The sequence below is a fragment of the Vibrio sp. KUL70 genome (assembly GCF_059725515.1).
Genome location: NZ_AP045834.1, coordinates 90408 through 105623 on the forward strand (window position 1 = coordinate 90408; position 15216 = coordinate 105623).

Here is a 15216-nt window from a genome sequence, read left to right on the forward strand (position 1 = left end):
CTTTTTGCTAGGCGACATCCTCGGGTGTCGCTTTTTTTCTATCTTAGTTTCAACAAGATGCATATGCGGCACCATAAAGGTGCATGCATAAATCCTCACCAATATTCTTTTCCACAATGCAAGATCGAAAAAAGATCGTTGATCATCTGTTCGATCTCTATTTTATCTTTTGTATTTCAATGTCTTAGGTTGTGCTTTTGTCTCATGTTACGAACTTCTCAACAGGGTGGATAAATAATATAAACAGAGTTATCCACAGATGAGGTGGCTTGTGGAACAAAAAATAACAAGATTCTGTTTATAACAAACACAACCCATTCTACGGATACAGATCGACAACGTGGAATCCCGTCACCATACGTGGCATGCTTACCTCATTATTTCTGTACTTATTACTGGATACACAAACATTATGGCTCGTATTCCTGATAATCCATTGATTTTGATTGATGGCTCTTCTTACCTATATCGCGCGTTCCATGCTTACCCGGGCACCATGAGTAATGGTGATATTCCCACTAACGCTATTTATGGTGTGGTGAACATGCTGCGCAGCATGATGCGTCAATTCGCTTCAGATCGCATTGCCGTTGTTTTCGATGCTAAGGGCAAAACGTTCCGTGATGATATGTATCCAGAATATAAAGCCAATCGTCCGCCTATGCCGGATGATCTGCGTTGCCAGATTGAGCCTCTGCACAATGTGATTCGTGCAATGGGTCTGCCATTGATCTCAATCCCGGGCGTGGAAGCGGATGATGTTATCGGTACGTTGGCGTCACAAGCATCCAAAGCGGGTATGCCAGTACTGATCAGTACCGGTGATAAAGATATGGCTCAGTTAGTTGATGATAACGTTACGCTGATCAACACCATGACGAATGTAGTGATGGATCGTGAAGGCGTTATCGAGAAGTTCGGTATTCCACCAGAGCTGATCATCGACTACTTGGCACTGATGGGCGATAAAGTGGATAACATCCCTGGTGTACCGGGTGTCGGCGATAAAACGGCGACGGCGCTACTTCAGGGTATAGGTAGCATCGAAAAGCTGTACCAAAATTTAGACGACATCGCAGCACTTGGATTCCGTGGTTCGAAAACTATGGCTAAGAAGCTGGTTGATAACGAAGAGAATGCCAAGCTTTCTTACGAGCTAGCGACCATCAAATTGGATGTTGAGCTAGAAGAGACACCGGAGTCCTTAGTTAAAGGGGCGCCAAATGTAGACGAGCTGATCAAACTGTATGGACAACTCGTTTTTAAGTCGTGGTTGAATGAGCTGTTAGAAGGCGGCACTGGTGTGGTTGAGGCTGATGAGAAGTCTGGTGCGGCTGGCGCTGCACGCTCTGTAGCACCAACGTCATCAAGTGTAGAGATGAACACTTCAGCTGTGACTATTGATCGCAGCAAGTACGAAACGATTCTGAATGAAGAGGACTTCAGTGCTTGGCTAGAGAAGCTAAAAGCAGCGGAAGTGTTTGCCTTTGATACGGAAACGGACAGCCTTGACTACATGGTGGCGAATCTAGTCGGTTTATCGTTCGCGACAGAAGAGGGCGTTGCCGCTTACGTACCTGTGGCACATGACTACCTAGACGCGCCAGCACAGCTGGATCGTGATTGGGTACTGGAACAGATGAAGCCGATTTTAGAAGACGATACTCAAGCCAAAGTCGGTCAGAACCTTAAGTACGATGCGTCTGTACTTGCGCGCTACGGCATTGAGATGAAGGGCATTAAACATGACACCATGTTGGCATCTTACGTTTTCAACAGCGTAGGTGGTAAGCACGACATGGATAGCCTTGCGCTGCGTTTCCTACAACACAGCTGCATCTCATTCGAGCAGATTGCAGGCAAGGGCAAGAAGCAACTGACGTTTAACCAGATTGAACTGGGCGAGGCCTCTCCTTACGCAGCTGAAGACGCGGATGTCACCCTACGTCTGCACAATCGTTTGATGCAACACATCAAGCAAGATGAAAAGCTAAAAGCGATTTACGAAGAGATTGAAGTGCCATTGGTACCGGTGATCTCTCGCATTGAACGCACAGGTGTCTTTGTCGATGACATGCTGCTAGGTGCACAGTCGCAAGAAATTGCCGCGCGTCTTGATGAGCTTGAGCAGAAGGCTTACGAAATCGCCGAGCAAGAGTTCAACATGAACTCACCAAAACAGCTGCAAGCGATTCTATTCGAAAAGATGGGTCTACCTGTGGTGAAGAAGACGCCATCGGGCGCGCCATCGACCAATGAAGAAGTGCTGCAAGAGCTGGCTCTGGATTACCCACTGCCGAAGTTGATTCTGGAATACCGTGGTTTGGCTAAGCTTAAGTCGACTTACACAGACAAGCTACCGAAGATGATTAATGCAGAGACAGGTCGCGTACACACCTCTTACCACCAAGCGGTAACGGCGACAGGTCGTCTATCTTCGACAGATCCAAACCTACAGAACATTCCAATTCGCAACGAAGAAGGACGTCGTATTCGTCAGGCATTTGTCGCGCCTCACGGCTGGAAGATTCTTGCAGTCGATTACTCTCAGATTGAACTGCGTATCATGGCGCACCTATCTGGCGATAAAGCGCTACTTGAAGCCTTCCAACAAGGTAAAGATATCCACGCCGCAACGGCAGCTGAGATCATCGGCGTGAGCATTGATGATGTGACTTCAGAGCAGCGTCGTCGCGCGAAAGCGGTTAACTTTGGTCTTATCTACGGTATGAGTGCCTTTGGCCTTGCGAAGCAGCTAGGTATTCCTCGTGGCGAAGCACAGCACTACATGGATACTTACTTTGAGCGTTACCCTGGCGTAATGCAGTACATGGAAGACACCCGCAGTGCGGCTTCTGAGCAGGGCTTTGTTGAGACGATTTACGGTCGTCGTCTACATCTACCAGAAATTAAATCTCGTAACGGTATGCGTCGTAAGGCAGCGGAGCGTGCGGCGATCAACGCACCAATGCAAGGTACTGCGGCAGACATTATCAAGAAAGCGATGCTATTGGTGGACGAGTGGATTCAAGCTGAAGGCGCGGGTCGCGTGAAGCTACTGATGCAAGTACACGATGAACTGGTGTTTGAAGTAGAAGAGTCAGCATTAGCGGAAATTGAAAGTAAAGTACAAGAATTGATGGAATCAGCCGCGGAGCTAGATGTCCCACTGGTTGCGGAAGCTGGCCATGGTGACAACTGGGATCAGGCCCACTAATCACTTTTTAACCTTATTTACGAAATTAGTATGAGCCAGTGCACAAACACTGGCTTTTTTTTATCATGAATAAAGCGAGCTACTTCAAGCGTTCGAAGTGTTTTAATAAAACATTCATGAAAAAAAACTACAAAAATTGTTTTCATTTCTGAGCAATTGTTGTACATTAAATCTCGTAGGGTACAGAGGTAAGATGTTCTATCTTTCAGACCTTTTGTTTCACGTTATTGGATTAGGCTGATTCAGCCGCCCCAGTCAGTATTTGACTGGGGCGTTTTTTCTTGTGCGAAAGAAAATTTTCCAACCCCTCTTTTCTCGCCAATACTAACCCACCTTTCGCTTGTCTATCTCAACCAGAACAGTCTCATCGACAAATATGCTATGATTTGATGTTTGTGGAATAAAGCGATCAAAATGTAACTTTCAATCAAAGCCTCTCAGTCTTGTTTTATCTGAGAAAATAACCTTGTTAAATCTGGAGTGTGCCGCGATTTGGTTATTGTTACTGCTTTATTTGCTCTGCTTTTCAGTCGTTAAGCTTTCCTGCGCATCGCTTTTTTGATCAATGGCTGCCATTAAGTACTGTTGTTGGTCGGTGCTGTATTTCAACGCTTCCGCAGTGATCTGGATGGATTTCGCCATCGCCGAGATATTGCTGGTGGCTTGGACGAGAGTATGTTGCATCGGTTTTAGAATCAGTAGATAGATAGCAATCAAAGCCAAGATGATGACAGCAACGATAGCGACCAAGGCAATCAATATTTTGCTCTGGATATCATCAAGTAAAGTTTGGCTAGTCTGCTGGAAGGTCATTCGTGAGTGTTCAAACACTTCGGGAAGGTGATTGATCGATTGGGTCGTTGCGACGCTCAATTGATTAATACTAGCGATTGTTTCATCGAGCGCTTGTTGTTGGTCTTGACTGAGATTGGGATTATTGACAATAGACTGCAGTGACTCAGAGATGACCTGTAGCGACTGGCTGGCTTCTTTGGCATATTTCTCCATACCATCGAGGTCGAGAGTCATGTCGACATTCATGAGAGCTGGCGGCGGAGTCTGGGTCTGTTCGGCATGCAGCGATAGTGGCGTGAATAATAGTGGCATCAACAAGCTGATAAGGGCCAAAATTCGTAGCAGTGTCCATTTTTTTAACATCAGTCTTCCTTTCCCATTATTAAGTTAGATGACAGCTATTCAACCATTGTTATCATCTATTTATTCTATTTCTGTCTGTCAGTATGGCTCACTCAGAGCGCTAGCCGATGAAAATTAGGTAAAAAAATACCCCGCTTATATAAGCAGGGTAAGTCTTCTATTCCTTAAAGCTAACGAATGTGTCTATTTTAGACCTCGTCGTTGCGCTCTTCTTCTGCAAGTTCATCGATTATTTGCTCAGCAAGCGCAGGTGCGAACCATTCGTCCATTTTGCTGCGTAGCTGGTCAACACCAATGCCTTTTAGAGAAGAGAACACGTCAACGGCAACATCACCACCGAAAGATTGCGCATCTTTACGAATCTTGAGTAGCTGTGCTTTGCGCGCGCCTTGTTTTAGCTTGTCGGCCTTAGTTAGCAGGACTTGTACTGGGATGCGGCTATCGATAGCCCAGTAGATCATCTGTTGGTCAAGGTCCTTCATTGGGTGGCGGATATCCATCAATACCACCAAACCTTTTAACGATTCACGCTTTTGAAGGTATTCACCCAGTGACTTCTGCCACTTTTTCTTCATTTCTAGTGGTACTTGCGCGAAGCCGTACCCTGGTAAATCGACAATATGACAACCGTCAGTCACCTTAAACAGGTTGATCAGTTGAGTACGACCTGGGGTCTTACTGGTTTTCGCTAGACTTTTTTGGTTGGTCACGCGATTTAGTGCACTAGATTTACCAGCATTGGAGCGTCCTGCGAACGCAATTTCGATCCCTTCGTCTTCTGGTAAGTGACGAATATCAGGTGCACTGGTAATGAAATGCGTGTTTTGATAATGAATTTTTACGCTCACTGTTAACTCCATCTCGACTTTGTGTAGTCGATTGATTACTTTTTTGTGAATTTGTGTAAAATAACCGTGCTCGGCATAAGGTCGCCTATTGTACCATGAGTGGCAACATAGAGTGGTACTGGAAGCTTGATAATTATAATGGAATGTCATGAAGAAATTAGCGCTAATTTTGAGTCTATTAGCCAGCTGCTCAGTATGGGCTCAAGGTAGTATTGAAGCTGGTAAAGCCAAATCACAAACATGTGTTGCCTGCCACGGTGCTGACGGCAACAGTCTGATCACACAGTACCCTAAACTGGCTGGTCAACATGAGAAATACCTAGAGAAGCAGTTAAAAGATCTCAAGTTAGGTATGACTAGTGGTGGTAAACAAGGTCGTAATGAGCCTGTAATGGGTGCAATGGCGATGCCTCTGTCTGAACAAGACATGGCTGACCTAGCTGCATATTACGCATCTCTGCCTATCTCTAACAACTCTACGCCAGAGAACGTAGTAGAAGAGGGTAAGGTTCTATACACTGCGGGTGACGCTGAACGCGGCCTAACGGCGTGTATCGCTTGTCACGGTCCTCGTGGTAACGGTACAGAGCTATCTGGTTTCCCTAAGATTTCTGGTCAGCACGCAGAATACATCAAGGCACAGCTTGAGAAATTCCGCGATGGTAGCCGTAACAACGACATGAACGCGATGATGCGTGATGTAGCTAAAAAGCTAACAGACGCAGACATTGAAACCTTATCGAAGTACGTTGGTGGTTTACACTAATTTGTCGGTTTCTCGCTCTTAATTAAGAGTAAAGAAATGTACGTTCGAGCAATATTTAGGATGCGCCCTAGCCATGATCGGCTGGGGCGTTGTCTTTTATATAACCTCACATTATGTGTGGTGTGATCAAATAGGCATTCTTTATGAGTGTTCAAAGGATGTACAAAAAGTGTGAAGTCGCGCTCTTGTCGTTTTTTTGATAAGTAAGTAAATTAGCCGCCATCAGCTTGGAGCTGAAATCGATATGGATGATCGTCTAGTCTAACGGTATAGACAGAAAAGGATCAGGCTAGGATAGCCCAGCGACAAGGTGTTAGAAACGGATAGCCAAAATTCATCAGGGTGATGAACAAAAAACAAATTTGGCAAGGAAAGCACCAATAACAAATGGAGATTTGTGTATCAAGTTGAGTACGCAAATTTTGGCCAATATAGGCAGATTTAGAGAGCGATAGGTTTTCCTATCGCTTTTTTTATTGATTTGATGAAAAAACACCCAATATCTCTCCACTCTAAACGCACTTTCTGGTATGTTTCGCATCCCTGTTTAAGGATGTGCTATGTATACTTGTCCCTTATGCCATCATCACGATGTGCATCACTACTTTGAAGACAAACGCAGAGAGTATCTGCAGTGTCAGCAATGTGAGTTGGTATTTGTAAAACCTGACCAAAGGTTAGAAGCAAGCGAAGAGAAAGCACACTATGATCTGCATGAGAATGATCCCAGTGATGCTGGATATCGTAGATTCTTGTCGCGCATTGCCGACCCATTAACAGACAGAATTTCATCTAACTCACATGGGTTAGATTTTGGTTGTGGCCCAGGCCCTACGCTATCTATCATGTTAGAAGAAGCTGGACACACCGTGGAGTTGTACGACATCTACTATCACCCAGAACGTGCCGTTCTTGATAAGACGTACGACTTTATGACTGCCACCGAGGTGATTGAACATCTTTATGAACCCGATAAGGTGTGGCAGCAATGGTTGAATTTAGTTAAGCCGGAGGGCTGGATTGGTCTCATGACCAAGCTAGTAATTGACGTAGACGCGTTTGCTGGTTGGCACTATAAGAATGATCCGACGCATGTGGTCTTTTTTAGCCGCCAAACATTCCAGTTTTTGGCTGAGCGGGATAAGCTCGAACTCGAATTTGTTGGAAATGATGTAATTTTACTGAGGAAGACCCAGTAATGAGCCGTAGCAAAAAATCAAGAAAGCCAGGAGCTTACGGTGCTCCTGAAGTTATCGTAACTCGCAACCGTAGCGAATCGGATGTTGAGGGACGTGAGCGTAAGCGCCTGAAGAAACGTAAAGGTTTAAAATCAGGTAGTCGTCACTCAGACGGTGGCGAAGCGAAACAGCGTAAAGCTGCACAAAACCGCGACCCACGTTTAGGCAGCAAGAAAAAGATTCCATTGGTGATCGAACCAGTTAAGAAGCCTACCAAACAAGAGCGTAAGTTGTCGTTTGAACAAGAGCTAGAGATGCTTGAGAACGATGCACAACTGAACACCTTGCTTGACCGTCTAGAAGCGGGCGAAAACTTGGGTGCAGGTCTACAGAAACTGGTCGACGAGAAGCTGGATCGTATTGAGTTCCTAATGGATCGCCTAGGCCTACTTGAGCCAGAAGAGGAAGACGTATTTGATGACCTTCCTGAAGCTGTATCTAAGAAAGCCTCTTCAGATGAAGACCTATTGTCGCAGTTTGAAGACATCGATCTCGATAACTTTAAAGGCTAAGAATCTATGAATGTAACCTTATTAGCAATTGCTGGCGGAATTATCGTTCTCGGCTTGGGCTGTTACGCAGGTTACCTTCTACTTCAAGTGAAGAAGCAGACGGAGTTGCAAAAGCAGCATAAAGCTCTAGCCATCGAGAAGCGTAACGCGAACATCTTCGACAACGTGAACACCCTATGTCTTGCGGGCATTCAAGGTCAGTGCGATTTGTCGGAGATCAGTATTCGCGTGTACAACATCATGGACTTTGTTCAGGGTGATGAACGTGTTGATTTCGACACTGAATACCCTGCAACCTCTGAGTTGTATCACGTGGTGAAAGACATGGCGCGTGGTGAAGAGCGACAAAATCTTCCGAAACGAGAGCGCATGAAGCAGAACCTGACTCGACAAAAAGCTGAGTCACGCTTGAACGAATCCATCATTGAAGAGTTGAAACAGTTACAGAAGAGAGTAAAACCGCTCAATAACCAAATCAACATTCAGATGATCTAATAAAAAGGGCTTGTGTGGTGTGGTGTCACATCAAATAAGCCCTCTTACCTTTGTGTTATCTTACATCCCCTAAACCGGTTAGTGATCAAGCTATCAATTTTGAGCATTGGTGTTCAAAAAGCGATTTGCTGTCAAACGTCCTTACACATCGTGTGGCAAAATAACCCGTCTATATTTTAATGTATGTAAAATGATTTGAGAGTACATCAGTATTCGCGGATCTTAATTGGAAATACCATCATGTCGAGCAAGCCAGCAGTAACGAGCCAGCAAATCGTTTGGGATCAAGCCATCTTAGATAAGTACAACTATTCTGGTCCACGTTACACCTCTTATCCAACTGCGTTGGAGTTCCATGAAGCTTTCACGGTCTCTGATTATGACATGGCGTGTACTCAGTACCCTGAGCGTCCGCTTTCTCTTTACGTACATATCCCGTTCTGTCACAAGCTTTGTTACTACTGTGGTTGTAATAAGGTGATCACTCGCCACTCGCATAAGGCTGATGAGTACTTGGATGTCATTGAGCATGAGATCCGCCAGCGCGCAGCACTACTGCAAGGGCGTGAAGTGACGCAGCTGCACTTTGGTGGTGGTACACCAACCTTCCTGAGCAAAGCGCAAATCACTCGCCTGATGATGATTTTGCGTGATGAGTTCAACTTTACTCAAGATGCTGAGATCAGTATTGAAGTTGACCCGCGTGAGATTGAGCTTGATATGCTTGATCACCTGCGCAGCGAAGGCTTTAACCGTCTGAGCATCGGTGTTCAAGATTTCAACAAAGAAGTACAGAAACTGGTTAACCGTGAGCAAGATGAAGAGTTCATCATTGCTATGGTGCAGCGTGCCAAAGACCTGGGTTTCCGCTCAACCAACCTGGATCTTATCTACGGTTTGCCAAAGCAGACTCAAGCGTTATTTGCTGAAACACTGAAGCAAGTTCTGGAGATGAAGCCGGGTCGCCTATCGGTGTTTAACTACGCGCACATGCCTCAACTGTTTGCGGCTCAGCGTAAGATTAAAGATGAAGACCTACCAAAAGCAGAAGAGAAGATGGCGATCCTGCAAGATACCATCGCGACGCTGACAGGTGCGGGTTATCAGTTTATCGGTATGGACCACTTCGCTCTGCCTGAAGATGAACTGGCGGTAGCACAGCGTGAAGGCATTCTTCACCGTAATTTCCAAGGCTACACCACACAAGGTGAGTGTGACCTGATTGGCTTTGGTGTATCGGCAATCTCTATGGTGGGTGATGCTTACGCTCAGAACCAGAAAGAGTTGAAGAAGTACTACGCTCAAGTGAACGAACTTCGTCATGCTTTATGGAAGGGGGTGGTACTGGATAACGACGATCTATTGCGCCGTGAAGTGATTAAGCAGCTTATCTGTAACTTTAAGCTAGATAAGACCCAGATTGAGTCTGAGTTCTCAGTGAACTTTAATCGCTACTTCAAAGAAGATTTAGAGTTACTGCAAACTTTCATCAATGATGAGCTCGTTGAAGTGGATGATAAAGAGATCCGTGTAACCCTGCGTGGTCGATTGCTGATTCGTAACATCTGTATGTGTTTCGATAAGTACCTGCGAGCCAAAGCGCGTCAGCAGCAGTTCTCTCGCGTTATCTAAGCGAGCCCTGTTTTCCCGTTACCTGCTTTTCCCAATAAAAATGCCAGCATCGAGATGTTGGCATTTTTTGTTCTATAACGATCAATCTGTCGGCTAACTCAGTTGGTGAGGCCATTCATCGATTGGCACCGGGCGGCTATAAAGGAAGCCTTGAGCTTGCGGGCATTTTAACTGTTTGAGCAAATCAGCCTGCTGTTGGGTTTCCACGCCTTCAGCTACTAAGTTAACCTTAAAGCCCCGTGTAATGTTCACAATCGCAGCTACGATTGAACTTTCTAAGCGCTCTTTCTCTAACTTGCTAACAAAGCTACGGTCGATCTTCAAGCAATCAAATGGCAGCTTTTGCAGGTAGGCCAGTGATGAATAGCCAGTGCCAAAGTCATCAATCGCAATCGAAATACCCAGAGCCTTAAGTGCTAGCATATTCTCAATGATCGTTGGATCATTATCGACGATTCGAGACTCGGTGATTTCTAAGGTGAGATTGCGAGCTGGCAGTCTAGTATCACGCAGGGTGGTCATAACCTGCTCGACAAAGCCAGCTTGACTCAGTTGATCAACCGCTAAGTTAACGTGAATGGAAAACTCAGGCGCCCACATACCCGTTTCAATCGCGATTGCCGTATCACGACATGACTTATGCAAAATTTGCTGGCCGATATCACTGATAAGCCCAGTCTCTTCCGCCAATGGAATAAACTCCAACGGGGGGATGATACCTTGCTCCGTTACCCAACGAGCTAGCGCTTCAGCACCAATGATTGTGCCGGTTTCTAGGTCAATGATTGGCTGGTAGAAGGGTTCAAACTGTTTTTTCTCTATCGCTTTATTAATACGAGCCAGCATTTTAGTGCGATGCCTTGAGGCGTTAGCCATTTCAGGGCTGTATATACTAAAGCGCGCTTTGTCTTGTTTTGCGTTACTCAAGGCGATACTGCTGTTACGCAACCACAGGGTCATATCGCAATCTTCGCATTGCTGCACAATACCAATCGAAATATTGACGACCACATTTTCTGATTCCATACAGAAGGGAGAGGCGAAGGTCTGCAGCAGTCGGCTGGCTAATAGACTTACTTCTTCTTTGTCAGCCACATCGGGTGCGTAGATAGCAAATTCATCACCGCCAGTACGAGCCAGTAAGTAATGTTCTGGCAGAATACCTCGCAGGCGAGCAGCGGCGACAATCAGTAACTGATCACCGTTGTAGTGACCAAGACTATCATTGATGTCACGGAAGCGGTCAATACCCACCAGATATAGAGTGCCTGTGTTGGCGATATTGAGTTTTTTCGCAGCATCCACTAGACCTTCGCGGCTATACAACTTGGTCAGTGAGTCATAGGTAAGTTGAGTCTGCAGAGCGTTAAACGAAGACTTGAGGTTGTCGGTCATTTCATTGAACGCTTCGACCAACATACTGGTTTCGTAGATATGGCCTGGTCGTGGCATGGTGCTTTCCCAATCGCCTTTTGCTAGCTGCTTTGCTGCATCGGCAGTTGAGGTGATCGGTCGCGTCACACGATTGAATGCTAAGAAACCAAGAGTAATCCCCGTAAAGCTTAGTAGCAGCCCAAGTAGTAAGCTATTACGCTGATTCTCTGGCAGTTTACCGAGTAGGTCTGTTTTGGGAATAGACATGCCAATGAACCATGTAATGCCGTATTCATCCGAATAAGGGGTGATCTGGTTGTAGAAGCGTTCGTCGTCGAGATCGAAGCTAAAGCGGTGCACTTGCTGATCATCAATTAAATGGAATTGATCTACGTAAGAGGCACTTTCTCGAATGATTGGGTTGGGGCTCTCTGTCGCGAGCAGTCTCTCCCCTCGGTCAGAGTGGCGAGTATTGCCCCAGGATACGACACTCCCGCCATCAGAATGAGCCACCATGCGTTGCTGCTGATCCATAATGTAAACGGAGGCGTTGGTTCTATCTTTGAGTTGCTTGAGGAAAGCGTTGAAGGTATCAATTTTAATGTCGCTAACAATGACCGCCTTGAATTTGTCTTGGTCATAGATTGGTGCGAGAGCAGAGAGGGTGATCTCCTGTCTTTCGTCAGCGTTGGTGTAAATCGTTGACCATGCGGGTTTGGTTTGATGAGCAACAGGTGTGTACCAAGGGCGAATGCGTGGGTCGTAATTTGAGATCACAGAGCGAATGTCTTTGCTTATCTCACTGCCGCGATAGATGATCAGCTGATTTTGAGTGCGCTCATCTTGCAACATTAACGAATAGCCATTGTTGGCTTCTTTACGAAGACCTACATAGTGCCCCTGCTCTGACCCAAAGCCAATAACATCGAGCTGTTCGATGGTTGAGAAGTGCCCTGCAAAGCTTCGAAGAATGTAGTCCTGTACTGTATTCAGTTTCCCTTCTTGATACAGCTGGTGGTACCCGATGTTATGACTTAGAGATAGGTTGGCGTGGAACGGCTTCTCTAGAAATTCAGATAGACTTTTGTGGACATTTTCTGTCAGTGACGCTAATTGACGTGCACTGACATCACGAACCATCTCTTCGAAGCTGTTTTTCTGAGTAAAAACCATTACACCGGTGGTGACGAGAAAAATCATCACGAACGGCAAAACCACAGCAGTTCTGAGTGTAATTTGGGCTTTTATGTACATCGACGATTAATTTTTTGTATGTTGTACTGTAATTGTACCGATTCCATCCCAGTCAGGCGACACTTTTTTGATTAAAAAGTAACTGTGGGTTTAAGTCTGTCTATGTTAGTACAACTCTTTTAGCTTCCTTGTTAGAGTATTTCGACCCCAACCAAGCACTTTCGCGGCATCTTGCTTATGACCATTAGTATGATTCAAAGCCGCTTCAAGCAGTATGCGTTCAAACTCTGGAAGCGCATAAGAGAGCAGCTCTTTTTCTCCTGAATCTAGCGCGCACTTTGCCCAGTTTGCTAAAAGGTTTTGCCAACTCTCACCGCTATCGCTGGTGGTAACGGATTTTTCTTCGAGTAATTCTGGAGGAAGGTCAGATGGCAGTATCTCGCTACCACTCGCCATGACCGTCAACCAACGACAGATATTTTCGAGTTGGCGAACGTTGCCCGGCCAGTTGAGTTGATTAAGTTTGGCGATAGTCTCTGGGTGAAGCGCTTTCACCTCAACGCCAAGTTCTTCTGCTGCCGAGCTTAGAAAGTGTTGTGTGAGCTTTTCGATATCCTGCTTACGTTCGCGTAGTGCGGGGATATGGATACGAATGACGTTGAGACGGTGAAACAGGTCTTCACGGAAATCGCCTTCGTGCACTAAACGTTCTAAATTTTGGTGCGTTGCCGCGACAATACGAACGTCGACCTTCACAGCTGAGTGACCACCAACACGGTAGAACTGCCCATCTGAAAGTACACGTAGTAGGCGAGTTTGAATGTCGAGTGGCATATCTCCGATCTCATCTAGAAATAGGGTGCCACCGTTCGCCTGTTCGAAACGACCTTGACGCACGCTATTGGCACCAGTAAATGCGCCTTTTTCATGACCAAACAGCTCTGACTCAATCAGATCTTTTGGAATGGCGGCCATGTTGAGGGCGATAAATGGTTTCGTCGCGCGTGGGCTGTGGCGGTGTAGGGCGTGGGCAACCAGCTCTTTACCTGTTCCAGACTCACCATTGATTAGCACTGAGATTGAAGAGCGAGATAGACGACCAATGGCGCGAAAAACCTCTTGCATTGCTGGCGCTTCACCAATGATTTCTGGTGCATCGGTATCGGCGACTTCATTGGCTTGCTCACGTTTCTGTTCATGGCTGTGGGCAATAGCACGCTCAACCAGAGTTAGAGTCTCATCAATATCGAATGGCTTTGGAAGATACTCGAAAGCACCTTTCTGGTAAGCGTTAACGGCAGCGTCGAGGTCCGAGTGCGCGGTCATGATGATGACAGGCAGATCCGGTGAGCGCTGCTGAACTTGATTAAGTAGCTCGATACCGTCGATACCCGGCATACGGATATCTGAGACTAAGACATCAGGGGTTTCGCGTTCCAGTGCCATGAGCACGCTCTCCGCATCAGCGAAGGTTTCACACTTAATGTCCGCCGAAGAGAGCGTTTTCTCAACGACCCAGCGGATAGAGCTATCGTCATCGACGACCCATACATATCCTTTACTCATAGTTCCATTCCTTTGCAGCCAATTCTATTGTGGTGATCATTGTTGTTTTTATGCTGTTATATCTTGTTGCCAACACCACCCAAGCAGCTCTCTGGTGATGCCGATAAATTTATTAAATTGGTAAGTAGATGGTGAAGGTGGTGTTCCCCGGCCAGCTCTCTACATCAATTTTTCCGTTATGTTGGTCAATCAAATTCTGCGAGATTGATAATCCAAGTCCAGTACCCCCTTCTCGTCCACTGACCATAGGGTAGAAGAGAGTATCTTTGAGTTCATCTGGGATGCCCGGCCCGTTGTCGCAGATCTCAATGCGTGCCGCGAGTTTGTGTCGCTGCCCATGAATGTTCGCTTGATGCACCGTTCTGGTGCGAATGGTGATTTTGCCCGACTCTTGTGAGCTCAGAATCTGCGCCGCGTTACTCACAATGTTGAGCATCGCCTGCTCAACTTGGGCTGAGTCCATCAAAATATTGGGTAGGCTCGGATCGTAATCGCGCTCAATCGCCAATGAAGAGCCTGACTCTAATTCCACCAATTGGCGCACTTTTTCTAGAATCTGGTGAAGGTTCTCTTCACTTTTCTTACCCGGCTTTTGTGGACCTAGTAGACGGTCGACCAAAGCTCTTAAACGGTCGGCCTGCTCGATAATAATTTGGGTGTATTCGTTCAGCGATTGGTCTGGCAGCATTTTCCCTAGAAGCTGTGCCGCGCCGCGTAGCCCACCAAGTGGGTTCTTAATTTCATGGGCTAAACCGCGCACCAAAAGCTTGGCCGCCTGTTGCTGGGCATGCTGGTTGAGCTCTTGGCTGAGGCGTCTTTGCTGGTCTATCTTGCGCATCTCTACCAACAGCAGAGTCTCACGCTGCCAAGTCATTGGGCTGACTGTGACTTCCAGCATTAGCGGTCGGTTATCGACCACAAAGGTAACGTCACTGTCAGTGATGCTTTGACCACTCTGCAGAGGCTGTGTAAGTAGTGCGAGATCGAGAGACGCATGTTGAATGAGTTGACTAAGTGGGTGATCAACAATGCGTTTAGCACTCTGTGAGAACAGTTGCTCGGCGGCTGGATTGGCATAACGCACATAGAGCTGCTCATCGAGCATCAAGGTGGCCGTCACCATATTGTCGAGTATGGCGTTAGATAATTGATGTGTCTCTATACTGTCGCTCTGCGCTGATCGATTCACTGTTGCATCCTTGAACTGAGATTATTT

12 protein-coding genes are annotated in these 15216 nt (G+C 46.3%); 7 read left to right on the forward strand and 5 right to left on the reverse strand.

Annotation, left to right across the window (positions count from 1 at the left end):
* Nucleotides 1-412: 412 nt before the first annotated feature.
* Both polA and spfP read left to right on the forward strand, forming a co-directional pair.
* The gene (gene polA / locus AC6I7V_RS00410; RefSeq protein ID WP_498011621.1) at nucleotides 413-3217 is read left to right on the forward strand and encodes a DNA polymerase I; all 2805 of its coding nucleotides are present in this window, start codon (nucleotides 413-415) and stop codon (nucleotides 3215-3217) included.
* 193 nt (nucleotides 3218-3410) lie between these two features.
* A complete protein-coding gene (gene spfP / locus AC6I7V_RS00415) occupies nucleotides 3411-3458 on the forward strand; it encodes a small protein SpfP (RefSeq protein ID WP_438356636.1) in 48 nt (15 codons plus the stop codon).
* Nucleotides 3459-3727: 269 nt separating this feature from the next.
* On the opposite strand, the gene AC6I7V_RS00420 is transcribed toward spfP, so the two are convergent.
* Together AC6I7V_RS00420 and yihA are read right to left on the reverse strand one after the other, a co-directional pair.
* Nucleotides 3728-4375: a GTP-binding protein gene (locus AC6I7V_RS00420; protein ID WP_498011096.1), complete on the reverse strand. Its 648-nt coding sequence runs from the start codon at nucleotides 4373-4375 to the stop codon at nucleotides 3728-3730.
* Nucleotides 4376-4563: 188 nt separating this feature from the next.
* Nucleotides 4564-5223, reverse strand: coding sequence for a ribosome biogenesis GTP-binding protein YihA/YsxC (gene yihA / locus AC6I7V_RS00425; protein WP_498011097.1), 660 nt, complete (start codon nucleotides 5221-5223; stop codon nucleotides 4564-4566).
* A 148-nt stretch (nucleotides 5224-5371) separates the two neighbouring features.
* Here yihA and AC6I7V_RS00430 point away from each other — a divergent pair, with 148 nt between their 5' ends.
* From AC6I7V_RS00430 to hemN, 5 genes are all read left to right on the forward strand, one after another.
* Nucleotides 5372-5989 (forward strand): c-type cytochrome, encoded by a 618-nt coding sequence (locus AC6I7V_RS00430; protein ID WP_255231724.1) that lies wholly within the window; start codon nucleotides 5372-5374, stop codon nucleotides 5987-5989.
* A gap of 560 nt (nucleotides 5990-6549) precedes the next feature.
* On the forward strand, nucleotides 6550-7188 hold the full coding sequence (locus tag AC6I7V_RS00435; RefSeq protein WP_261882348.1) for a class I SAM-dependent methyltransferase: 639 nt from the start codon (nucleotides 6550-6552) through the stop codon (nucleotides 7186-7188).
* Nucleotides 7188-7739, forward strand: coding sequence for a Der GTPase-activating protein YihI (yihI, locus tag AC6I7V_RS00440; protein WP_255231722.1), 552 nt, complete (start codon nucleotides 7188-7190; stop codon nucleotides 7737-7739). The genes AC6I7V_RS00435 and yihI overlap by 1 nt, the downstream gene beginning before the upstream one ends.
* Before the next feature lie 6 nt (nucleotides 7740-7745).
* On the forward strand, nucleotides 7746-8234 hold the full coding sequence (locus AC6I7V_RS00445) for a DUF2489 domain-containing protein (RefSeq protein WP_255231721.1): 489 nt from the start codon (nucleotides 7746-7748) through the stop codon (nucleotides 8232-8234).
* A gap of 240 nt (nucleotides 8235-8474) precedes the next feature.
* Complete coding sequence (gene hemN / locus AC6I7V_RS00450) at nucleotides 8475-9866, forward strand: oxygen-independent coproporphyrinogen III oxidase (protein WP_255231720.1); 1392 nt, start codon at nucleotides 8475-8477, stop codon at nucleotides 9864-9866.
* Between the two features lie 93 nt (nucleotides 9867-9959).
* Here the strand turns inward: hemN and gepA are convergent, their stop codons facing one another.
* The 3 genes from gepA to glnL all read right to left on the reverse strand — a co-directional run bounded on the left by gepA (nucleotide 9960) and on the right by glnL (nucleotide 15189).
* Entirely contained in the window at nucleotides 9960-12494 is a 2535-nt protein-coding gene (gepA, locus tag AC6I7V_RS00455) for a phosphodiesterase GepA (RefSeq protein WP_498011098.1), read from the reverse strand.
* A 105-nt stretch (nucleotides 12495-12599) separates the two neighbouring features.
* Nucleotides 12600-14000: a nitrogen regulation protein NR(I) gene (gene glnG, locus AC6I7V_RS00460; RefSeq protein WP_255231718.1), complete on the reverse strand. Its 1401-nt coding sequence runs from the start codon at nucleotides 13998-14000 to the stop codon at nucleotides 12600-12602.
* Nucleotides 14001-14112: 112 nt separating this feature from the next.
* Nucleotides 14113-15189, reverse strand: coding sequence for a nitrogen regulation protein NR(II) (gene glnL, locus AC6I7V_RS00465; protein ID WP_191907594.1), 1077 nt, complete (start codon nucleotides 15187-15189; stop codon nucleotides 14113-14115).
* Nucleotides 15190-15216: the final 27 nt, after the last annotated feature.

What these genes read in the sequence shown, in the direction of transcription:
- polA (WP_498011621.1), top strand. Translation starts at nt 413, where the DNA reads ATGGCTCGTATTCCTGATAATCCATTGATTTTGATTGATGGCTCTTCT.
- AC6I7V_RS00420 (WP_498011096.1), bottom strand. Translation starts at nt 4,375, where the DNA reads ATGTTAAAAAAATGGACACTGCTACGAATTTTGGCCCTTATCAGCTTG.
- AC6I7V_RS00430 (WP_255231724.1), top strand. Translation starts at nt 5,372, where the DNA reads ATGAAGAAATTAGCGCTAATTTTGAGTCTATTAGCCAGCTGCTCAGTA.
- AC6I7V_RS00435 (WP_261882348.1), top strand. Translation starts at nt 6,550, where the DNA reads ATGTATACTTGTCCCTTATGCCATCATCACGATGTGCATCACTACTTT.
- yihI (WP_255231722.1), top strand. Translation starts at nt 7,188, where the DNA reads ATGAGCCGTAGCAAAAAATCAAGAAAGCCAGGAGCTTACGGTGCTCCT.
- AC6I7V_RS00445 (WP_255231721.1), top strand. Translation starts at nt 7,746, where the DNA reads ATGAATGTAACCTTATTAGCAATTGCTGGCGGAATTATCGTTCTCGGC.
- hemN (WP_255231720.1), top strand. Translation starts at nt 8,475, where the DNA reads ATGTCGAGCAAGCCAGCAGTAACGAGCCAGCAAATCGTTTGGGATCAA.
- gepA (WP_498011098.1), bottom strand. Translation starts at nt 12,494, where the DNA reads ATGTACATAAAAGCCCAAATTACACTCAGAACTGCTGTGGTTTTGCCG.
- glnG (WP_255231718.1), bottom strand. Translation starts at nt 14,000, where the DNA reads ATGAGTAAAGGATATGTATGGGTCGTCGATGACGATAGCTCTATCCGC.